Annotated in this window: 20 protein-coding genes; 6 read left to right on the forward strand and 14 right to left on the reverse strand. The window is 64.8% G+C overall.

Annotation, left to right across the window (positions count from 1 at the left end):
- Window positions 1-3: 3 nt before the first annotated feature.
- Window positions 4-1788, forward strand: coding sequence for a GspE/PulE family protein (locus tag GJV18_RS00550; protein WP_160342775.1), 1785 nt, complete (start codon window positions 4-6; stop codon window positions 1786-1788).
- A 3-nt stretch (window positions 1789-1791) separates the two neighbouring features.
- On the opposite strand, the gene GJV18_RS00555 is transcribed toward GJV18_RS00550, so the two are convergent.
- A complete protein-coding gene (locus tag GJV18_RS00555) occupies window positions 1792-2484 on the reverse strand; it encodes a murein L,D-transpeptidase catalytic domain family protein (RefSeq protein WP_160342776.1) in 693 nt (230 codons plus the stop codon).
- A 129-nt stretch (window positions 2485-2613) separates the two neighbouring features.
- Here GJV18_RS00555 and GJV18_RS00560 point away from each other — a divergent pair, with 129 nt between their 5' ends.
- From GJV18_RS00560 to GJV18_RS00570, 3 genes are read left to right on the forward strand one after another with little or no spacing between them, the layout of a single operon-like run.
- A complete protein-coding gene (locus tag GJV18_RS00560) occupies window positions 2614-4227 on the forward strand; it encodes a L,D-transpeptidase family protein (RefSeq protein ID WP_160342777.1) in 1614 nt (537 codons plus the stop codon).
- Between the two features lie 43 nt (window positions 4228-4270).
- Window positions 4271-5191: an SPFH domain-containing protein gene (locus GJV18_RS00565; RefSeq protein WP_160342778.1), complete on the forward strand. Its 921-nt coding sequence runs from the start codon at window positions 4271-4273 to the stop codon at window positions 5189-5191.
- 3 nt (window positions 5192-5194) lie between these two features.
- Complete coding sequence (locus GJV18_RS00570) at window positions 5195-5644, forward strand: NfeD family protein (protein WP_160342779.1); 450 nt, start codon at window positions 5195-5197, stop codon at window positions 5642-5644.
- Between the two features lie 204 nt (window positions 5645-5848).
- On the opposite strand, the gene gcvH is transcribed toward GJV18_RS00570, so the two are convergent.
- From gcvH to GJV18_RS00595, 5 genes are all read right to left on the reverse strand, one after another.
- Window positions 5849-6238, reverse strand: a complete 390-nt coding sequence (gene gcvH / locus GJV18_RS00575) for a glycine cleavage system protein GcvH (RefSeq protein WP_160342780.1) — start codon at window positions 6236-6238, stop codon at window positions 5849-5851.
- A gap of 101 nt (window positions 6239-6339) precedes the next feature.
- Window positions 6340-7422: a glycine cleavage system aminomethyltransferase GcvT gene (gene gcvT / locus GJV18_RS00580; protein ID WP_160342781.1), complete on the reverse strand. Its 1083-nt coding sequence runs from the start codon at window positions 7420-7422 to the stop codon at window positions 6340-6342.
- Window positions 7423-7589: 167 nt separating this feature from the next.
- Window positions 7590-8384, reverse strand: coding sequence for a thymidylate synthase (locus GJV18_RS00585; RefSeq protein WP_160342782.1), 795 nt, complete (start codon window positions 8382-8384; stop codon window positions 7590-7592).
- Window positions 8381-9184 carry a prolipoprotein diacylglyceryl transferase gene (gene lgt / locus GJV18_RS00590; protein WP_160342783.1) on the reverse strand — a complete coding sequence of 268 codons (804 nt, stop codon included), beginning with the start codon at window positions 9182-9184 and terminating at the stop codon, window positions 8381-8383. The genes GJV18_RS00585 and lgt overlap by 4 nt, the downstream gene beginning before the upstream one ends.
- A 10-nt stretch (window positions 9185-9194) precedes the next feature.
- Complete coding sequence (locus tag GJV18_RS00595; RefSeq protein ID WP_160342784.1) at window positions 9195-9977, reverse strand: sulfite exporter TauE/SafE family protein; 783 nt, start codon at window positions 9975-9977, stop codon at window positions 9195-9197.
- Between the two features lie 134 nt (window positions 9978-10111).
- On the opposite strand from GJV18_RS00595, the gene GJV18_RS00600 reads away from it, so the two are divergent.
- Window positions 10112-10852 carry an NRDE family protein gene (locus tag GJV18_RS00600; protein WP_160342785.1) on the forward strand — a complete coding sequence of 247 codons (741 nt, stop codon included), beginning with the start codon at window positions 10112-10114 and terminating at the stop codon, window positions 10850-10852.
- A gap of 65 nt (window positions 10853-10917) precedes the next feature.
- On the opposite strand, the gene ptsP is transcribed toward GJV18_RS00600, so the two are convergent.
- A complete protein-coding gene (gene ptsP / locus GJV18_RS00605; RefSeq protein ID WP_160342786.1) occupies window positions 10918-13197 on the reverse strand; it encodes a phosphoenolpyruvate--protein phosphotransferase in 2280 nt (759 codons plus the stop codon).
- Between the two features lie 20 nt (window positions 13198-13217).
- Complete coding sequence (locus tag GJV18_RS00610; RefSeq protein ID WP_160342787.1) at window positions 13218-13697, reverse strand: RNA pyrophosphohydrolase; 480 nt, start codon at window positions 13695-13697, stop codon at window positions 13218-13220.
- 155 nt (window positions 13698-13852) lie between these two features.
- Between GJV18_RS00610 and GJV18_RS00615 the strand changes: the two genes are divergently transcribed.
- Entirely contained in the window at window positions 13853-14509 is a 657-nt protein-coding gene (locus GJV18_RS00615) for a histidinol-phosphatase (protein WP_160342788.1), read from the forward strand.
- Window positions 14510-14663: 154 nt separating this feature from the next.
- Here the strand turns inward: GJV18_RS00615 and GJV18_RS00620 are convergent, their stop codons facing one another.
- The 6 genes from GJV18_RS00620 to pepP all read right to left on the reverse strand — a co-directional run bounded on the left by GJV18_RS00620 (window position 14664) and on the right by pepP (window position 21890).
- Window positions 14664-16280 (reverse strand): ABC transporter permease, encoded by a 1617-nt coding sequence (locus GJV18_RS00620; RefSeq protein WP_160342789.1) that lies wholly within the window; start codon window positions 16278-16280, stop codon window positions 14664-14666.
- Window positions 16281-16413: 133 nt separating this feature from the next.
- On the reverse strand, window positions 16414-17415 hold the full coding sequence (locus GJV18_RS00625; RefSeq protein ID WP_160342790.1) for an extracellular solute-binding protein: 1002 nt from the start codon (window positions 17413-17415) through the stop codon (window positions 16414-16416).
- 150 nt (window positions 17416-17565) lie between these two features.
- Window positions 17566-18783 (reverse strand): 2-octaprenyl-3-methyl-6-methoxy-1,4-benzoquinol hydroxylase, encoded by a 1218-nt coding sequence (locus tag GJV18_RS00630; RefSeq protein WP_160342791.1) that lies wholly within the window; start codon window positions 18781-18783, stop codon window positions 17566-17568.
- A gap of 95 nt (window positions 18784-18878) precedes the next feature.
- The gene (locus GJV18_RS00635) at window positions 18879-19361 is read right to left on the reverse strand and encodes a DUF4442 domain-containing protein (RefSeq protein WP_160342792.1); all 483 of its coding nucleotides are present in this window, start codon (window positions 19359-19361) and stop codon (window positions 18879-18881) included.
- Between the two features lie 3 nt (window positions 19362-19364).
- A complete protein-coding gene (ubiH, locus tag GJV18_RS00640; RefSeq protein ID WP_160342793.1) occupies window positions 19365-20552 on the reverse strand; it encodes a 2-octaprenyl-6-methoxyphenyl hydroxylase in 1188 nt (395 codons plus the stop codon).
- Window positions 20553-20555: 3 nt separating this feature from the next.
- Window positions 20556-21890 (reverse strand): Xaa-Pro aminopeptidase, encoded by a 1335-nt coding sequence (pepP, locus tag GJV18_RS00645; RefSeq protein ID WP_160342794.1) that lies wholly within the window; start codon window positions 21888-21890, stop codon window positions 20556-20558.
- Between the last annotated feature and the right edge of the window lies 1 nt (window position 21891).

A 21891-nucleotide genomic window follows, 5' to 3' on the forward strand; every position in this document is an offset into this window, starting at 1 on the left:
ACCATGCCCACACTCGCCTCGCCCAGCCCCGACCGCCAACTGGACCTCGCCGATCTGCTGCGCGAGTTGGTCACCCAGGGCCGCATCGATCAGAACAGTGCCGAGCAGTGCCTGGCTATCCGCCGCAGCGCGGTGAACAATCAGCTACATCCATTGGAATTTCTTGCCGCACAGCAGGTCGACGACCTCAGGCACCCCGGCAAAAAATTCGACCTGGAGAGCCTGACCCAGTGGCTGGCCGAGCTGGCCGGCCAGCCCTACCTGCGTATCGACCCGCTAAAGATCGATGTGGCAGCCATTACGCCGCTGATGTCCTACGCCTTCGCGCAACGCCACAAAATATTGGCTGTCGCCGTAGACAGCGAGGCCGTGACCATTGCCAGCGCCCAACCCTTTATCCACGCCTGGGAAGCCAATCTGACCCATGTGCTGCAACGCCCGATCAAGCGGGTGGTGGCCAACCCGGCGGATATCCAGCGTTTTACCATCGAGTTCTATCGCCTGGCCCGTTCGGTCAGTGGCGCCTCGGCCTCGGATCAGAAGATCAGCGGCGTCGGCAACTTCGAGCAACTGCTTAGCCTCGGCGCCCAGGATCAGGAGCCGGACGCCAACGACGCGCACATCGTCAATATCGTCGACTGGCTGTTCCAGTACGCCTTCCAGCAGCGCGCCAGCGATATCCATATCGAACCGCGCCGCGAGCAAGGCAGCGTGCGCTTTCGTATCGACGGCGTACTGCACACCGTTTACCAGTTCCCGCCGCAGGTCACCATGGCGGTGGTCAGCCGCCTGAAAAGCCTGGGCCGGATGAATGTGGCGGAGAAGCGCAAACCCCAGGACGGCCGGGTCAAGACCAAGACCCCGGACGGCGGCGAAGTAGAGCTGCGCCTGTCGACCCTGCCCACCGCCTTCGGCGAGAAGATGGTGATGCGGATCTTCGACCCCGAGGTGTTGCTGAAAAGCTTCGACCAGCTGGGCTTCTCCCCGGACGATCTGAAACGCTGGCAGAGCATGACCTGTCAACCCAACGGCATCATCCTGGTCACCGGCCCCACCGGCTCGGGCAAGACCACCACCCTGTACACCACCCTCAAGCAGCTGGCCACGCCGGAAGTCAACGTGTGCACCATCGAGGACCCGATCGAGATGATCGAGGGCGCCTTCAACCAGATGCAGGTGCAGCACAATATCGACCTGACCTTCGCCAGCGGCGTGCGCGCCCTGATGCGTCAAGACCCGGACATCATCATGGTCGGCGAGATCCGCGACCTGGAAACCGCCGAGATGGCCATCCAGGCGGCCCTGACCGGCCACCTGGTGCTGTCCACCCTGCACACCAACGACGCCCCCAGCGCCATCACCCGCCTGCTGGAGCTGGGCGTACCGCATTACCTGCTCAAGTCCACCCTGCTTGGGGTCATGGCCCAGCGCCTGGTGCGCACCCTGTGCCCGCACTGCAAGGCGCCCCATGAACTGGACGAAGACGGCTGGCAGAGCCTGACCAAGCCCTGGAATGCGCCCTTGCCGACCCAGGCCCACCGCGCCGTGGGCTGCCTGGAATGCCGCGACACCGGCTACCGTGGGCGCGCCGGGGTGTACGAGATCATGCTGATCAACGACGCCATGAAGCCCCTGATCAGCGCCGACACCGATCTGGTCGCCCTGCGCCGCCATGCCTTCAAGGAGGGCATGCGCAGCCTGCGCCTGTCCGGCGCGCAGAAGGTCGCCGCCGGCCTGACCACCATCGAGGAAGTGCTGCGGGTCACCCCGCAGAGTGAACAGAAATAGCGCTTAGCGCAGGCTGGCCAGTTGCTGGGGCCGGCAATTTAGCGCCGCCGAACGCTGCAACCAGCGCTGATCCGCATGCCAGGCGAAGAGAAACTGCCCGCCCTTGAGCTTGTCCACCACCATGCGCGCCACTTCCGGCCGCACCGCAGGGCAACCCAGACTGCGGCCAAGACGGCCATGCTTGCGCACCCAGCGCGGGTGCGCATAACCGGCACCGTGAATCACGATGGCCCGCTCACGGGCCAGGTCATTGATGCCCGGCTCCAGACCGTCCATGCGCAGGGAATAGCCATGCTTGCCGTTGTAGCTCTCGGCGGTGCGAAACAGCCCCAGGCTGGTCTGGTGGCTGCCCAGCACATTGGAGAAGCGCTCGGCGAAGTGCTCCCCCGACTCACGCCCATGGGCCACAAAATCATGCAACAGCACGCGCTTGTGCTGCAGGTCGAAAATCCACAGGCGCCGCTGCGAAGACGGCAGGGAATAGTCGATGACCGCCAGACGCCGGGCCGCTGTAGCACCGTGGTTGACGGCGCACTGCATGGCCGCCAGGGCGTGCTCCAGAGCCTGCGGATTCAACCCCGGCGCCACCCGGGCCAACTCGGTCTGCAAAGCAGGCTTGGGCAGATCAGCCGCCAACAGCGGTGCACAGACCAACCACAAGCCAGCCAGACAGCACCGGCCAAAACGTCCGAACATGGGCGAAATACCTCAAAAACGCGAATGACTGCGACGTCCTGTCATAAACCTCATCCCCCAAACACCTATACTGACCCAGTTGCAGCCCAAAACGGGGTGCCATACTGAGCCAAGGACTGGAGCAGAGAATTGGTCAATAAATATACATACTACCTGAGCGTGTTACTGCTCAGCCTGCCACTGGTCGCGCAAGCCACGGATCGGGCCGCACTCACCAGCGAGCAACTGCGCCTCACGCTCAGCAGCCGCCTCGCCCACTGCAGTGCTACAACCAGCCTAGACAATAACGCCCGCCAGCGTCTCATCGACTTCTATCTGCTGCGCGATGGCCAGCCGGCCTGGCACAGCGCCGCACAGCTGCACCAACTGCGCGAGCAGATTGCCCAGCTTGCCGACGATGGCCTGCAACCCCTGGAATACCCCCTGGCCGAGCTGACACCACACGAACCGGAGGCGCCCCTCAGCTGCGCCGACCTGCTGACCAGCCATAGCTACCTGCAAGCCCTGCACCATCTACGTCACGGCCGCCTACCGCAGCAGCGCCTGGAGCCTGTCTGGCGTGCGGACGAAGAACCTTCCGAGCACACCAACAACCTGCTCAGCACGGCCCTGTATCACCTGGCCACGCCGGCCCAGGCCTTTGCCAATGCCCGCCCGGCCACGCCACAGTACCAGCGCCTGCGTCAGGCCTATGCCGAGCAGCGCCGACAGCCCCTGGCGAGCTGGCCCCAGCTGCCCGCCGGGCGCCTGCTCAAGCCCGACCAGGCCGATCAACGGCTGCCCATTCTGCGCGTCCGCCTGGAGGCCGAAGGCTACCTGCCGACGCCAATGGCAGATCTCGGCGAACGCTACGATCCGGCTACGGTAGAGGCCTTGCAAGCCTTTCAGGCCGACCATGGCCTGCAGCCCGACGGCATTCTCGGCCCCGCCAGCCTGGATGCCCTGAACCTGGACGCCCAGCGCCGCCGCGAGCAGTTGCGCGCCAACCTGGAACGCCTGCGCTGGCTGGCAGACGACATGCGCCACAGTGAAGTGCTGATCAATGTGGCGGCCGCCGAGCTGCTGGTCATGCGCCAGGGCCAGGCCCTCTGGCGCAGCCGCACCCAGGTCGGCCGGCCAGATCGCAAGACGCCGCTGCTGGCCTCGCAGATCAATCGCCTGACCCTCAACCCGACCTGGACAGTGCCGCCCACCATCCTGCGCGAAGACAAGCTGCCGGCCATCCGCGAAGACCTCGACTACCTGCAACGCCAGCAGATGAGCGTGCTGGATCGCGACGGCAACCCGCTCGACCCGCAAAGCCTGGACTGGGACAACCCCGGGCCGATTCTCCTGCGCCAGGCCGCCGGCCCGCAGAACCCCCTGGGCCGGGTCGCCCTGCGCTTTGCCAACCCCTTCTTCGTCTACCTGCACGACACCCCCAGCCAGCGCCTGTTCGACAAGGCGCCGCGAGCCTTCAGCTCCGGCTGCGTACGCGTACAGGGGGTCGACACCCTGCTGGCCTGGCTGCTGAGCGCGGACGAGCTGGCGCAGGTGCAACAGCGCATCGCCAGCGGCAATACCCAGGAATACCGCCTGCAACGCCCCGCTCCGCTGCTGATCGCCTACTGGACGGTGGAAGCCGGCCGCGACGGCAAGCTGCGTTACGCACCGGACCCCTACAACTGGGACGAACGGCTGATCAAGGCCTTGCCGACCATGGCAGCCCTGGAATCAGCGGCGGCCACCGCACAGCCGTTGTAACTGTGCTTAGATACCCCTTACCCCCAAGCATGGAGCTTTACCTATGGAAGTCGGCAGCGTCATTTTTCTCTTCGTTGGCCTGGCCGTGGCCATCGTCTTTATGGGCTTCAAGGTCGTGCCCCAGGGCTTCGAGTGGACGGTGGAGCGCTTCGGCCGCTACACCAACACCCTGAAACCGGGCCTGAACATCATCATCCCGGTGATGGACAAGATCGGGCGCAAGCTCAACGTGATGGAAAACGTCCTGGATATCCCACCCCAGGAAGTGATCACCGCCGATAACGCCACGGTACAGATCGATGCCATCTGCTTCTTCCAGATCATCAACGCAGCCCAGGCCGCCTACGAGGTGAACAACCTGGAGCACGCCATCCGCAACCTGGTGATGACCAATATCCGCACCGTGCTCGGCTCCATGGAACTGGACGCCATGCTCGGCCAGCGTGATGCGATCAACGAACGCCTGCTCAAGACCGTGGACGAAGCCACCGCGCCCTGGGGTATCAAGATCACCCGTATCGAAATCAAGGACATCAGCCCGCCCGAAGACCTGATGGCCGCCATGTCCGGGCAGATGAAGGCCGAGCGCATCAAGCGTGCGCAAATCCTCGAAGCCGAAGGCCTGCGCGCCGCCGCCATCCTCACCGCCGAAGGCAAGAAGCAGGCGCAGATTCTCGAAGCCGAGGGCGAGCGCCAGGCCGCCTTCCTCGAAGCCGAGGCCCGCGAGCGTGCCGCCCAGGCCGAAGCCGAAGCCACCCGCATGGTCTCCGAGGCCATCGCCAGCGGTAACGTGCAGGCGGTCAACTACTTCGTGGCGCAGAAATACATCGACGCCCTTGGCCAGCTGGCCAGCGCCAATAACAGCAAGGTCATCCTGATGCCGCTGGAAGCCAGCCAGATGATCGGCGCGGTGGGCGGTATCGGCGAAATCGTCAAGGCCACCTTCGGCGACAAGAAGGCCTAAGCCATGCTCGACTACCTGCAACAGCTGTCGTACTGGAACTGGCTGGCCCTGGGCACCCTGCTGCTGATCCTGGAAGTGTTCGGCGCCGGCGGCTACCTGCTCTGGGTCGGCCTGGCGGCGGCCAGTGTCGGCGTGCTGACCTTTATCTTCCCGGAGCTGCCCTGGGCCTGGCAGTACATCCTGTTCGGCCTGCTGTCGATCCTCACCGCCGTGTTCTGGTGGCGTCGCCAGCGCAGCGCCGCCAAACCCTCCGACCAGCCCGGCCTGAACCAGCGCGGCAGCGAGCTGCAGGGGCGCCAGTTCATCCTGCATGAAGCCATTGTCGATGGCCGCGGCAAGATCAAGGCCGGCGACAGCCTGTGGCTGGTCAGCGGCCCGGACCTGCCGGCCGGCAGCCAGGTGCGGGTGATCGGGCAGAACGGGGTGATTCTGCGGGTTGAAGCCTGCTCGTGAGCCTGTTGCACCTTGGCATGTGGCAAAACGGGTGGCATAGGGTGGATGGCGCTTTATCCATCCACCGACCCGCAGTGCTGGCTGAAAGGATCTGACGCTACTGAATGCACCACCTCGACTGGCCAGGTTACTCCTCCACAACCAATAGCCCTATAACGACAAGGCCCCGCATTGCGGGGCCTTGTCGTTGCTGCAGAGGTTGTATCAGGCGTCGGCGTCGGCACTGGCCTTGTAGGCCGCCGCGTCGAGCAGCTTGTCCAGCTCGCTGGCGTCGCTTGGCTTGAGCTTGAAGAACCAGCTGCCATAGGGGTCGCTATTGACGCTCTCCGGGCTGTCGGCCAGGCCGTCGTTGATGGCGATCACTTCACCGGCAATAGGCGCGTAGATATCGGAAGCGGCCTTGACCGACTCCACTACCCCGGCTTCCTGGCCTGCGGCCAGGCTCTTGCCCACTTCCGGCAGCTCGATAAACACCACATCACCCAGGGCTTCCTGGGCATGGTCGGAGATGCCCACGGTCACGCTACCGTCGGCTTCCAGGCGCGCCCACTCGTGGCTGGCGGCATAACGCAGATCGGCGGGGATATTGCTCATATGTCGTTCCTCATCAGACGGGACGGCGACCACGCCGTCCGGAAAATTTAGCAGGCCTGCGCCAGACTGGCAGGCCGGCGGGTAAAAATTGCCCAGTGGCTTCAGATCAATGCCTTGCCATTGCGCACAAAACTTGGCTTGACCACACGCACCGGGTACCACTTGCCACGAATTTCCACCTCGGCACGCTCGCCGGTAGCGGCCGGCACCCGGGCCAGGGCGATGGACTTGCCCAGGGTCGGGGAGAAGCTGCCGCTGGTGATCTCACCCTCACCCAGACCTTCCACCCGCACCACCTGATGCGCGCGTAGCACGCCACGCTCTTCCAGCACCAGGCCGACCAGACGCTGGGCCACGCCCTCATCCTGCTGGCGCTTGAGCGCGGCGCGGCCGATAAAGTCACGGCTCGCCGGCTCCCAGGCGAGGGTCCAGGCCATATTGGCCGCCAGGGGGCTGACGCTTTCGTCCATGTCCTGGCCGTAGAGATTCATCCCCGCCTCCAGGCGCAGGGTGTCGCGGGCGCCCAGACCGATGGGGGCGATACCGGCGCCCACCAGGTCATTGAGAAAGGCCACCACCTGATCGGCGGGCAGGATGATTTCCAGTCCGTCCTCACCGGTGTAGCCGGTGCGGGCGATAAACCAGTCACCCTCCGGCTGGCCTTCGAAGGGCTTGAGCGCGCGGATCAGCTCGGCGCGAGCATGGCTGACCAGCTCGGCCGTCTTGCTGCGGGCATGGGGCCCCTGCACGGCGAGCATGGCCAGCTCGCTGCGCTCCTCGATCTGTACCTGGAACTCGGCGCCCTGCTGGCGCATCCAGGCCAGGTCCTTGTCACGGGTGGAGGCATTGAGCACCACCCGATAGCCCTCGGCAGTGAGGTAGACGATCAGATCATCGATCACCCCACCCTGCTCATTGAGCATGGCGCTGTAGAGGGCCTTGCCCGGGCTTTGCAGGCGCGCCACATCGTTGGCCAGCAAGCGCTGCAGATAGGCCATGGCCTGCGGCCCCTGCACATCCACCACGGTCATATGGGACACATCGAACACACCGCAGTCGCGGCGAACCTGATGATGCTCCTCGACTTGCGAGCCGTAATGCAGCGGCATGTCCCAACCGCCGAAATCCACCATCTTGGCCCCCAGGGCCAGGTGCAGGTCATAGAGGGGGGTGCGCTGTCCCATGGGTGTCTCCTTCCGGGCGTGGCGAAGCTGCGATCAGGCGGCTTGCCCCGCTTGCGCGGGAGCCGACACGGGCCTGAACAAAGGCCCGCTGCAGCGAATGGCGCGCATTGTAGCGACAAGGGGGCGGGTGGTCATCCGGGAAAACTTATGACCGCTCTGCACCCAGGTCAGACAGCCACCGGGGCGGGGATATGCGGATGGGCCTGGTAGTTGAGCAGCTCGAAGTCCTCGAAGCGGAAGGCGAAGATGTCCTTCACCTCGGGATTGAGCCGCATGGTCGGCAACGGCAGTGGCTCGCGGGTCAGCTGCAGGTCGGCCTGTTCGATATGGTTGGCGTACAGGTGGCAGTCGCCGCCGGTCCAGATAAAGTCGCCAAGCTGCAGGTCGCAGACCTGGGCGATCATCATGGTCAGCAGGGCATAACTGGCGATATTGAAGGGCACGCCCAGGAAGATGTCCGCCGAGCGCTGATACAGCTGGCAGGAGAGCTTGCCGTCCGCCACATAGAACTGGAACAGCGCGTGGCACGGCGGCAGGGCCATCTCATCCACCAGGGCCGGGTTCCAGGCCGAGACGATCAGGCGGCGCGAGTCCGGATTGTTCTTGATCATCTCGATCAGCTTGCTGATCTGGTCGATCGACTCACCGTTCGGCGCCGGCCAGCTGCGCCACTGGTAGCCGTATACCGGACCGAGGTCGCCGTTCTCGTCGGCCCACTCGTCCCAGATGCGTACGCCGTTGTCCTTCAAATACTTGATATTGGTGTCACCCTGCAGAAACCACAGCAGCTCGTGGATGATGGATTTCAGGTGGCACTTCTTGGTGGTCACCAGGGGGAAGCCATCGGCCAGGTTGAAACGCATCTGGTGGGCGAAGAGGCTGTAGGTACCGGTGCCGGTACGATCCTGCTTGAAGGTGCCGGTTTCGCGCACCAGGCGCATCAGGTCGAGGTACTGTTTCATCGGGCGGCCTCCTGTGCAGCCTGGCGGTTATAGGCGTAGGCGATCAGGCCCAGGCCGCCGAGGATCATCGGCAGGCACAGCACCTGGCCCATGGTCAGCCAGCCGCCGGCCAGGTAGCCGAGCTGGGCGTCCGGCACGCGGACGAATTCGACGATAAAGCGGAAGATGCCGTAGCACAGCGCAAACATGCCGGACACCGCCATGGTCGGCCGCGGTTTGCGCGAGTAGAACCAGAGGATGGTGAACAGGGCCACGCCTTCCAGGGCGAACTGGTACAGCTGCGACGGGTGGCGCGCCAGCTGCTCAGGATCGGTGGGGAAGACCATGGCCCAGGGCAGGTCGGTGGCCTTGCCCCACAACTCGGCGTTGATAAAGTTGCCGATGCGCCCGGCGCCCAGGCCGATCGGCACCAGGGGCGCGATAAAGTCCATCAGCTGGAAGAAGCTCTTGTTGTTGCGCAGGCCGAACCACCAGGTGGCCAGCATCACCCCAAGCAACCCGCCATGGAAGGACATGCCGCCCTCCCAGATGCGCAGCATCTTCGCCGGTTCGGCAATATAGGCGGCCAGATCGTAGAACAGCACATAGCCCAGGCGCCCGCCGAGGATCACGCCCATGGCCACCCAGAACACCAGATCGGAAAGTTTTTCCTTGTTCCAGCTGGCGTCGAAGCCGGCCAGACGGCGCGAGGCCAGCCACCAGGCACCGCCGATACCGACCAGATACATCAGGCCGTACCAGTGGATCTTGATCAGCCCAAGGTCCAGGGCCACCGGGTCAATCTGCGGGTAAGGCAGCATCAAAAACTCCTTAAATCAGGAAATTCACACCCACCGCAAGCAGCAGCAGGGCAAACAGGCGCTTGAGCAGGCGCGGCGACAACTTGTGCGCCAGGCGCGCGCCGAAGCGGGCAAAAAACATGCTGGTGATGGCAATCCCGAGCATGGCCGGCAGGTAGACAAAGCCCAGGCTCCACTCGGGTAACGCCGGTTTGTCCCAGCCCAGCCAGATAAAGGCCAGGGCGCTGGCCAGGGCAATCGGCAGGCCGCAGGCCGACGACGTGGCCACCGCCTGCTGCATGGGCACACTGCGCCAGGTCAGAAAGGGTACGGTCAGCGAACCGCCGCCGATACCGAAAATCGCCGAGGCCCAGCCAATCACCCCGCCGGCCGCCGTCAGCCCAGCCTTGCCTGGGACCGTGCGGCTGGCCTTGGGTTTCAATTCGAAGGCCATCTGTATGGCGATAAGAATGGCGAACACGCCGATGATCTTCTGCAGCAGCGGCCCCTGAATGGCCGCCGCAGTGGCCGCGCCGAAACCGGCACCGAGCAGGATGCCCAGGGTCATCCAGGCAAACACCGGCCAGCGCACCGCGCCCTTGCGCTGGTGTTCGATTACCGAGTTGATCGAGGTAAAGATGATGGTGGCCAGTGACGTGCCCACCGCCAGATGGGTCAGCACCGCCGGTTCGAAACCCTGGGCGGTAAAACTGAGCACCAGCACCGGCACGATGATAATGCCGCCGCCCACACCGAACAGCCCGGCCAACACCCCGGCCGCCGCGCCCAGCACTAGATAAAGCAGCAGTTCCATCATCACCCCCACAGACAAGGCGGCAATGGTAACCGCTCGGCCATTGCGCCGAAAGCGACATGCATCGGCTCTTCAGGGTTGCAGGCGGTACGGGCGGGCGGCAAGCTGAACCTCTTGTTTCTGGAGCCGTTCCCATGTGTCTGATCGTCTTCGCCTGGCGCCCCGAGCATCCGCTGCCGCTGTTGCTGGCGGGCAATCGCGACGAGTTCCACGCCCGCCCCAGCCTGCCCCTGGGCGAATGGCCGGAAACACCGGGGCTGCTGGCCGGGCGCGACCTGCAGGCCGGTGGCACCTGGCTGGGTATTGATGCGGCTGGGCGCTTTGCCGCCCTGACCAATATCCGCGACCCGGGCCAGGCCGAGGGTGCGCGCTCCCGGGGCGAGCTGGTAAGCGGCTACCTGCAGGGCAAGCTGAGCCCAGCCGACTATCTCCGGCAGATCCAGCACGAGCAGTACAGCGGCTTCAACCTGCTCCTGGGCGACCGCCAGCAGCTCTATCACTTCAACTCCCACGAAGGCGAGCCACGGCGCCTGCCTGCGGGCGTCTATGGGCTATCCAACGCCAGCCTGAATACACCCTGGCCCAAGCTACAGCGCACCCGCGAGGCGCTGCGCCAATGCCTCGACCGCCCCGAGCCGGATGCCCTGTTGGCGCTGCTGGCCGACCGCGCGCGCGCGGCGGACGAAGAACTGCCGCAAACCGGGGTCACGCTTGAGGTGGAGCGCCTGCTGTCCAGCGCCTTTATCGTCAGCCCTGGCTACGGCACCCGCGCCAGCACGGCGCTGGTCCTGCAGGCCGATGGTGGCTGGCAGATTATCGAACGCAGCTTTGGCCCGGATGGTGAGCCAGTGGGGGAGGTGCGGATCAGGTGTTGAGGGTACGGGTGTAGGGTGGATGAAAAGCGCGTCATCCACCCTACGGGGGGAGCCAGAAAGTCTGCTTAGGCCTGAATATCCGAAGCCGGGTTGATCATGCGCCCCAGCCCCAGGTTGCGCAGGGCCAGCTGCAGGGTGCTATGGGTGACCTGCGGACTGTCGATGCTCATCACCTGAGCCAGCAGCTCCTTGGCCTTGCCCATGCTCAGCTGACGCAGCAACCATTTCACCTTGGGCAGGTTGGTGGCGTTCATCGACAGGCCATCGAAACCCATGGCCATCAACAGCACCGCAGCCGCCGGGTCGCCGGCCATCTCGCCGCAGATACTGACCGGCTTGCCTTCGGCGTGGGCGCCCTCCACCACCTTGACCAGGGCCTGCAGCACCGCCGGGTGGAGGAAGTCGTAGAGGTCGGCGACCCGGGGGTTGTTGCGATCCACCGCCAGCAGATACTGGGTCAGGTCGTTGGAGCCCACCGAGAGAAAGTCCACCTGACGCGCCAGCTCGCGCACCTGATAGACCGCGGCGGGAATCTCGATCATCACGCCGATGGGCGGCAGCGGCACATCGGTGCCTTCATCACGCACCTCGCCCCAGGCACGGTGGATCAGGTGCAGGGCCTCCTCCAGCTCCTGGGTGCCGGAAATCATCGGCAGGAGGATACGCAGGTTGTTCAGGCCCTCGCTGGCCTTGAGCATGGCGCGGGTCTGCACCAGGAAGATTTCCGGGTGGTCGAGGGTGACGCGGATGCCGCGCCAGCCGAGGAAGGGGTTTTCTTCCTTGATCGGAAAATAGCTCAGGGCCTTGTCACCGCCGATATCCAGGCTGCGCATGGTCACCGGCAGCGGGTGGAAGGCCGCCAGCTGCTCGCGGTAGATGGCCAGCTGCTCCTTCTCGCTGGGGAAGCGTTCCTTGATCATAAAGGGCACTTCGGTGCGGTACAGACCGACCCCTTCGGCGCCGCGTTCCTGGGCGCGCTTCACATCGGCGAGCAGGCCGGTGTTGACCCACAGCGGCATGCGATGGCCATCGAGGGTTTCGCACGGCAGCGCGCGCAGGGCGTCGAGACCCTGGGCCATCTGCCGCTCTTCCTCGACCACATCGGCATACTGCTTGCGCAGCGCCTCACTGGGGTTGGTAAACACCTCGCCGTGGTAGCCGTCGACAATCAGCTGGATGCCGTCGATCTTCGAGTAGGGCAGATCCACCGCACCCATGACCGTGGGAATACCCATGGCTCGGGCAAAGATGGCCACATGGGAGTTGCCCGAGCCCTGTACCGAGACCAGGCCCACCAGCTTGCCCTCGGGCACCTCGCCGAGCATGGTCGGCGACAGCTCCTCGCTGACCAGAATGCAGTTGTCCGGGTAGACCAGGGCCTGCTGCCGGGCCTGCTGCAAATAGGCCAACAGGCGCCGACCGAGGTCCTTGACGTCGCTGGCGCGCTCGCGCAGGTAGGCGTCGTCCATCAGTTCGAAGCGATTGACGTGCTCGCTGACCACCTGGCGCAGGGCACCCTGGGCCCACTGCCCGGTACGGATGATCTTCACCACCTCGCTGCCCAGGGCGGCGTCTTCCAGCATCATCAGGTACACATCGAACAGGGCGCGCTCTTCCGGGCGCAGCTGAGTGGCCATCTTCGCCGACAGGGCGCGCATGTCCGAGCGCACCCCCTCAAGAGCGTTATTGAACAGGGTCAGTTCGGCGGCGATATCGTCCACCGTCTTGTCCGGCACCACATCCAGATCGGCCGGCGGCAGCACCACCACCGCGGTGCCCACGGCAGCACCGGGCGAGCCCGGCACACCGACAAACTTGGCTTCCTGGATGCCCTTGCCCTGCTTGCCCAGACCACGGATCGAACCGGTCGCCTCGGCATGGGCGATCACCCCGGCAAGCTGAGCGCTCATGGTCACCAGGAAGGCTTCCTCGCCCTCGTCGAACTGACGCTGCTCCTTCTGCTGGATGACCAGTACGCCCATCACCTTGCGGTGGTGGATGATCGGCGAGCCGAGGAAGGAAGCGTAGCGCTCCTCGCCGGTTTCGGCGAAGTAGCGGTAGCGCGGGTGTTCGGAGGCATGTTCGAGGTTGAGCGGCTCCTCGCGGGTGCCAACCAGGCCCACCAGACCCTCGTTGGGGGCCATGCTGACCTTGCCGATGGCCTTCTTGTTCAGGCCCTCGGTGGCCATCAGGACGAAACGGTTGGTTTCCGGATCAAGCAGGTAGACCGAACAGACCTGGCTGCCCATGGCCTCGCGCACCCGCTGCACAATGATGCCCAGCGCCGCCTTGAGATCCTTGGCGGCGTTTACTTCCTGGACGATCTTGCGCAGGGTATTGAGCATGGCTCGACTCTAAGTTGGCTTCAGTCCCGCACCAGCAGGCGCGGCGCGAGTTCCTTGAGGGCGCGGCGATACACCTCGCGCTTGAATGTCACCACCTGTCCCAGGGGATACCAGTAACTGACCCAACGCCAGCCGTCGAATTCCGGCTTGCCGGTCAGGTCCATGCGCACCCTCTCCTCTGCACCGGTCAGGCGCAGCAGGAACCACTTCTGCTTCTGCCCGATGCACAACGGCTGGCTATGAGTGCGCACCAGACGCTGGGGCAGACGATAGCGCAACCAGCCCCGGGTGCAGGCGAGAATTTTCACATCCTGCTGCTCAAGGCCCACTTCTTCATTCAATTCGCGGTACAGCGCTTCTTCCGGGGACTCATGGTCATTGATCCCGCCCTGGGGGAACTGCCAAGCGTCCTGGTTGATCCGACGCGCCCACAGCACCTGGCCGACATCATTGGTCAGAATGATGCCGACATTGGGGCGAAAACCATCCGAGTCAATCACGGCGCACAACCTCGTAAACGCATGTTACGGCATTGTTCCACAAAGCCCGCGGCAGCAGCAACGCAAGCGGCCATGAGGGGTGCGGGCGAATGGGAAAGGCTCGGAAAAGTCGCTATCCTTGGCGCCCATTCTGCTTTGTGCTCACAGGTGCTCCCGTGCGTTTGGCCTTATTCGACCTCGACAACACCCTGCTCGCCGGCGACAGCGACCACAGCTGGGGCGACTTTATCTGCCAGCGCGGTCTGGTGGATGCCACCGAATACCAGGCGCGCAACGATGCCTTCTACGCGGACTACTGCGCGGGCAAGCTGGACGTGGTGGCCTACCAGAATTTCAGCCAGGCCATTCTCGGCCGCACCGGCATGGCTCAGCTGGAGATATGGCACCGTGAATTTATGGCCGAGGTGATCGAGCCGATGATCCTGGCCAAGGGCGAAGCGTTGCTGGAGCAGCACCGCGCAGCCGGCGACAAGCTGGTGATCATCACCGCCACCAACCGCTTCGTCACCGCCCCCATCGCCAAGCGCCTGGGTGTGGAGACCTTGCTGGCCACCGAATGCGGCATGCAGGACGGCCGCTACACCGGGCAGATCGCCGGCATCCCCTGCTATCAGCAGGGCAAGGTGGTGCGCCTTGACCAGTGGCTGCAGGAAACCGGTCATAGCCTGGACGGCAGCTATTTCTACAGCGACTCGCGCAATGACCTGCCCCTGCTGGAAGTGGCCAGCCACCCGGTGGCCGTGGACCCGGACGAGATACTGCGCACTACCGCCCTGGAGCGCGGCTGGCCGGTAATCTCCCTGCGCGACTAACCGCCGCGCACCAGCAGGCCGTTGAAAAACGTAGGCGAGGCAGGCAAGACAAGGCAAAAACGGCCGAAAAAGCGGAGTTTACGTGTTGTAAATGAGCATTTTGAGGCCGTTTTTAACGCAGGATTGCCCACGCAGGTAGTTTTTCAACGGCCTGCTAGCCGATCCGCCGCGCCGAACGACGAATCAGCAGAATCACCGGCAACAACCCCACCAGCACCAGGGTCAGGGCCGGCAACGCGGCCCGCGCCCACTCCCCCTCGCTGGTCATTTCAAAAACGCGCACCGACAGGGTGTCCCAGCCGAAGGGGCGCATCAGCAGGGTGGCCGGCATTTCCTTGAGCACATCGACGAATACCAGCAACGCTGCCGACAGGGCACCGGGCAGCAGCAGCGGCAGATAGACACGGAAGAACAGACCCACACCACCCACCCCCAGGCTGCGCGACGCCTCCGGCAGGGACGGACGAATGCGCGCCAGGCTGTTTTCCAGCGGCCCATAGGCCACCGCCATAAAGCGGATCAGGTAGGCCAGCAGCAGCGCCGAGAGGCTGCCCAGCAACAAGGGTTTGCCGGCCCCACCCAGGGCGCTGGACAACGGAATCACCAGCTCGCGGTCCAGCCAGCTGAACGCCAGCATGATTGCCACCGCCAGCATCGAACCCGGAAGGGCATAGCCCAGGTTGGCCACCCCCACGGTGGTGCGCATCAGCCGGGTCGGCGCCAGGCGCCGGGCAAAGGCCAGGGCCAGGGCCACGCTGACCGTAATCAGCGCCGCCATGCCGCCCAGGTAGAGGGTGTGCAGGATCAGGGCAACATAGCGCTCATCCAGATCGAAGCGCCCGCGTTGCCAGAACCACACCAGCAACTGCAGCACCGGGATGACAAAGCCACAGGCGAACACCAGACCGCACCAGAAACTGGCGGCCAGCGCCTGGCCGCCACGCAGGTGATACAGCGCCTTGCCCCGCGGCCGCTCATTGACCGGACGCACCGCACCGCGGGCACGGCGCTCGCCATACAGCACCAGCATTACGGCCAGCAGCAACAGGCTGGCCAGTTGAGTGGCGCTGGTCAGGCTGTAGAAGCTGTACCAGGTCTTGTAGATGGCGGTGGTGAAGGTATCGAAGTTGAACACCGAGACCGCGCCGAAATCCGCCAGGGTTTCCATGATTGCCAGCGCCAGACCGGCGCCGATGGCGGGCCGCGCCATGGGCAGAGCCACGCGCCAGAATGCCTGCCAGGGCGTCAGCCCAAGCACCCGCGCCGCCTCCATCAGGCCCTTGCCCTGGGCCAGAAAGGCGTTGCGCGCGAGCAGGTAGACATAGGGGTAGAACACCAGCACCAGGACGATGATCACCCCGCCAGTGGAGCGCACCCGCGGCAGGCGCAGGTCGCTGCCGAACCAGTCACGCAGCAGGGTTTGCAGCGGCCCGGCAAAATCCAGCAGACCGACGAAGACAAATGCCAGTACATAGGCGGGAATGGCGAAGGGCAGCATCAGCGCCCAATCCAGCCAGCGCCGCCCGGGGAACTCGCACAGGGCCGTGAGCCAGGCCAGGCTGACCCCCAGCAGGGTGACCCCCACCCCCACCCCCAGCACCAGCACCCCGGTATTGGCCATCAGGCGCGGTAATTGGGTCTGCCACAGGTGCGCCCAGATCTGCCGATCGATCTCATGCCAGCTCAGCAGCAGCACACTCAATGGCAGCAGCACCAGCAGGGCAACGGCAAAGGCGACGGGATACCAACGGCGCTGGGCAGGATGGGCCACGCAAAATCCTCAAGACGAAAAACACAACGCCCCGGACCAGGCCGGGGCGTCGAGTATAACTGCAGTCGCAGGACGGGTTCGCGTAGCAACGACATCCAGCCTGCTCACACGCCAGCCACTGACGGCGGCGCGCTTACTTCCAGCCAGCGCGATCCATCAGCATGGTGGCCTCGGCCTGACGCTTACCGGCCACCTCGGTGGCGATGGAGTCGGCCTTGAAGCTGCCCCAGGCAGCCACCTCAGGCGAGGCCGGCACCGCCGGGTTGGCCGGGAACTCCTGGTTCAGAGCGGCGAACAGGCCCTGGGCTTCCTCGGTGGTCATCCACTCCAGCAACTTCTGGGCGGCCTCGGCATTGGGCGCATGCTTGGTCACACCGGCACCTGCCAGGTTGACGTGCACACCGCGATCGGCCTGATTCGGCCAGAACGGCTTGACCTTGAGGTTGGGCTGCTGCTTGACCAGACGACCGTAGTAATAGGTGTTGGTGATACCCACATCACACTGGCCGGCGTCGATGGCCTGCAGCAGCGCGGTGTCGTCCGGGAACACATCGGTGGCCAGGTTGGCGACCCAGCCCTTGACGATTTCCTCGGTCTTCTCCGCGCCGTGGGTTTCGATCAGGGTAGCGGTCAGCGACTGGTTGTAGACCTTCTTGCTGGTGCGCAGGCACAGACGGCCTTCCCAGTTCTTGTCGGCCAGGGCCTCATAAGTGGACAGCTCGTTAGGCTGCACCCGCTCGGTGGAGTAGAAGATGGTCCGCGCGCGCAGCGACAGGCCAGTCCAGCTGCCGGTGCTGGAACGGTACTGGGCGGGGATATTGGCCTCGATCACGTCGGAGTCCAGGGCCTTGAGCACACCCTCCTGCTCAGCCTGCCAGAGGTTACCGGCATCCACGGTGATCAGCATGTCCGCCGGAGTGTTGGCACCCTCGGCCTGCAGACGGGCCAGCAGCGGCGCTTCCTTATCGGTGATGAACTTGACCTTGACCCCGGTCTTTTCGGTATAGGCATCAAACACCGGCTTGATCAGCTCGTCGATGCGGGCGGAGTAGACCACCACTTCATCGGCGGCCTGCACGGCACCGGCCAGGGCGCTAAGGGTAAACGCGGCGAACAAGGACTTGCTGAGCTGCATGGGACGGCCTCGCGGTTAAGAAAGTAAGGAATCAAATAGTAGTGAATACCATTTAGTTTCTCAACAATTCTTACCTACCTGATTGAAGCGTCCATGATCCGGATCAATTTCGCCGTTTCGGTGACAGGCCCCCAGGCCAAGGCAGCGCACTCAGGCCCTGGCCAGCGCCGGCAAATCGCCGGACAGGCCCAGGGCCTGGCGTACGAACAGGGCTTTGGCTTCGGGCAGGTCGTCCACCCAGTTCAGGCCGCTGTTACGCAGCCAGCGCACGGCCAGGGGGTCGGCCTGGAACAGGCGCTGGAAGCCTTCCATTGCAGCCATCATCGCCAGGTTGTGCGGCATGCGCCGGCGCTCGTAGCGGCTCAGCACCTTGATATCACTCAGGGCCTCGCCGCGGGCGTGGGCGTGCAGCAGCACCTCGGCCAGCACTGCCACATCGAGAAAGCCCAGGTTGACGCCCTGCCCGGCCAGGGGGTGGATGCTGTGGGCGGCGTCGCCGACCAGCACCAGACCGGGTTCGGCGTAACGTTTGGCGTGGCGCTGACGCAGCGGGATGCACAGACGCGGATCGGCCTGGAGGATTTCGCCCAGGCGGTGCTCGAAGGCGAAGCCCAGGGCGCGGCGGAAGGCCTCATCGTCCAGGCCCATCAGGCGTTCGGCTTCGCTGGGGGTGACCGACCAGACGATGGAGCACCAGTGTTCGCCAGACGGGCCGCTGAGGGGCAGAAAGGCCAGCGGGCCGTCGTCGGTAAAACGCTGCCAGGCCGTGGCCTGATGCGGCTTGCTGCAACGCACGCTGGTGACGATGGCGTGGTGCAGGTAATCCCATTCGCGGGTGGCGCAACCGGCCAGGCGGCGCACCGCCGAGTTGGCGCCATCAGCGGCCACCACCAGGGGCGCGCGCAGCTCACGGCCATCCGCCAGGGTCAGCAGCCAGCCGTCGCCGGAGCGGCGCAACTGCTCCAGGCGGGCGCCGGGCAGCAGGCCGATGGGGCTTTCGTGCAGGCATTCGAGCAGGGCGTCCTGCACCACCCGGTTCTCGACGATATGGCCGAGCACTTCGGCGTGCACGCTGGCGGCACTGAAATGCACCTGGCCGGTGCCGGAACCGTCCCACACCTGCATCTCGCCATAGGCGCAGAGACGCCGAGCGGCGATACCGGGCCAGGCGCCGATGCGCTCCAGCACCCGCTGGCTGGCCAGGGACAGGGCACTGACCCGCGGCTCGAAGGCTGCGTTGGAGTCAAAGGGTTTGACGCTGAGGGGGCTGCCATCGATCAGGATGATATCCAGCCCCTGCTCCTTGAGCGCCAGGGCCAGGGCACTGCCGACCATGCCGGCGCCTACGATGATCAGATCCGCTTGCATCATTCTTCCTAAGAGCCGGTTCAGGGCTCGCGAATAAAGATAAAGGTCGTTCCCGACGCCGTTTAGCCGACGCGCAGCAGGCCCTGAATAGCTTCTTAAGCGGCCTGCCGAACGCGGGGCTTCAACCGCACATAAAGCGTCTTGTGCACCCGCGCCACCAGGCTGCCGCTGCCGTCGCGCACTTCAACATGCAGCTCGGGCAGGTACTTGTCGCCGTCGGCGGTGTGCTGGCGAATGCTGTCGAGCAAGCCGTCGTCGATACTGAAGTCGGCATATACCGGGCCCTGGCCGGGGGCGATAAAGTCGATGCGCGCGGCCTTGTCCCAGACGATGTAATCGCGACCCAGGTTCTCCATGATCATCAACATAAAGAAGGGATCGGTCATGGAATACAGGCTGCCACCGAACTGGGTGCCGACATAGTTGCGGTTATACCAGCCCAGGCCCATTTTCACCTGCACCTGACGGAAGTCCGCGCTGATCTGCCGCACCCGCACGCCGGCGCCCAGGTAGGGCGGATACAGGTTCATGGCCCAGCGCAGCAGACGCGCCTTGCGCGCCAGTTTCTTTGCACTCATGGTTCAGGGCTCCGCGCGGGTGCCCAGGCCCATGGCCTGGCGGGCAAACCAGCGCTTGGCCGGTGGCAACAGATCCAGCCCGAGCAGGCCGAGGTTACGCCCGGCCGCCAGCAGCGGCTGACCGGTGCTGAACAGGCGGGTGACCTGGTCGGAAAAGCCCACGGTCAGGCTCTGGTCAGTCTGCTGGCTGGCCAGGTAACGCTGCAGGGTGGCCAGGTCGCCCAGGGGCGCCGTGCTCTGCAGCAGGGTCTCGGCCAGCACCCAGGTGTCACGCAGGGACAGGTTGTAGCCCTGGCCGGCAATCGGGTGCAGGCTGTGGGCGGCATTGCCCAGTACCACCAGATGGCGGCGCACCTGCTCCTGGGCTGCATTCAGGGCCAGGGGGTAGAGATGCCGGGCACCGACCTTGAGCAGGCGACCCAGGCGGTAGCCGAAGGCCTGCTGCAACTCGGCGAGAAAGGCGCCATCGTCCAGCCCCAGCAGGCGCTCGGCCTCAAGACTCGCGCGGGTCCAGACCAGGGCGCAGCGCTGACCTTCCAGGGGCAGCATGGCCATGGGCCCTTCTTCGGTAAAACGTTCGAAGGCCTGGCCCTGATGCGCGTGTTCGCAGCTGATATTGGCGATCAGCGCGCTCTGCCCGTAGGGGCTGTTGAGCACCTGAATGCCCAGCTGTTCACGCAGGCCGCTGCGCCCGCCCTCGGCCATAATCGCCAGGGCGCAGTCGATCTCATCGCCCTGGTCCAGGCTCAGGCGATAGCCTTCGGCCAGGGGCTGCATGCGCACCACCTGGGCCGGGCTAAGCCATTGCACCACCTCGGGGTCCAGGGCCTGCCACAGGCACTCACCCAGCCAGGCGTTTTCCACCACATAGCCCAGGGCCGGCACGCCTTCGTCCTCGGCGCACAGGCGGGCGGCTGCAAAGCGGCCACGGTCGGAGACATGAATCTGCTTGATCGGCTCGGCGCGCTGGCCGATCTGCGCCCACAGCCCCAGGCGTTCATAGATCTGCCGGGAGCCAAAGGACAGCGCCGTGGAGCGGGCGTCGTAACTCGGCTGGTAACCCGCCCCCGGGGTAAAGGGCTCGATCAGGCAGAGCCGCCAGCCGCGCTGCTTGGCTTCGGCCTGCAGCGCCACCGCCAGGCTGGCGCCGACCAGGCCGCCGCCGATAATGGCGATATCCACCTTGTGCATGGCTCAGGCCGCCGCGCTGCGGGCAGCAGCCATCAGGGCTTCGATCTCGGCCACGGTCTTGGGCACGCCCGTGGTAAGGATTTCGCAACCGCTCTTGGTCACCACCACATCGTCCTCGATGCGCACACCGATGCCGCGCCACTTCTTGGCCACGTCCTGGTTGTCCACGGCGATATAGATGCCCGGCTCCACGGTCATGGCCATGCCGACTTCCAGCTCACGCCATTCACCGCCGACCCGGTACTCGCCGACATCGTGCACGTCCATGCCCAGCCAGTGGCCGGCACGGTGCATATAGAAGGGTTTGTAGGCCTCGCTTTCAATCAGCGCATCCACCTCGCCGCTGAGCAGGCCCAGCTCCACCAGGCCGGCGGTGATCACCCGCACCGTGGCTTCGTGGGCCTGGTTCCAGTGCTTGCCGGGGGCGATTTCCTTGAAGGCGGCTTCCTGGGCGGCCAGCACCAGCTCGTAGATGGCCTTCTGCTCGGGGGAAAACTTGCCGCTGACCGGGAAGGTGCGGGTGATATCGCTGGCATAGCAGTCGATCTCGCAGCCGGCGTCGATCAGCACCAGATCGCCGTCCTTGAGCAGCGCGTCATTCTCGCGATAGTGCAGGATGCAGGCATTCTTGCCGGCGGCGACAATGCTGCCATAGGCCGGCATCTTCGCCCCGCCCTTGCGGAATTCGTAATCCAGTTCGGCTTCCAGGTGATACTCGTAGAGCCCGGCCCGGCTGGTCTGCATGGCCCGCACATGAGCGCGACTGGAGATATCCGCCGCTTCCTTCATCACCTTGATCTCGGCCGCCGATTTGTACAGGCGCATATCATGCAGCAGGTGTTCCAGGGTGATGAACTCATTGGGCGGCGTCGCGCCCTGACGCGCCTTGGAGCGGATCACGTTGATCCACTCCATCAGCTGGCGGTCGAACTCATGGTGGGTGCCCATGGAGGAATAGACCCGGTCGCGACCCTCGATCAGCCCCGGCAGGATGTCGTCGATATCACCAATGGGAAAGGCATCATCGGCGCCGTACTGGCTGATGGCGCCCTCCTGACCGGCGCGCAGGCCATCCCACAGCTCGCGCTGGGGGTCACGCTCGCGGCAGAACAGCACATATTCGCCATGCTCGCGGCCCGGGATCAGGGCGATCACCGCCTCCGGCTCGGGGAAGCCGGAGAGGTACTGGAAATCGCTGTCCTGGCGGTAGATATGCTCGACGTCGCGGTTGCGGATATACACCGGCGCAGCCGGCAGAATGGCGATGCTGTTGGGTTCCATCTGCGCCATCAGCGCCTTGCGCCGACGGGCGTATTCCGACTTGGGGATGCTGATCATG

Origin of the sequence: Pseudomonas xionganensis, from assembly GCF_009763245.1 — a bacterium.
GTDB lineage: Bacteria > Pseudomonadota > Gammaproteobacteria > Pseudomonadales > Pseudomonadaceae > Aquipseudomonas > Aquipseudomonas xionganensis.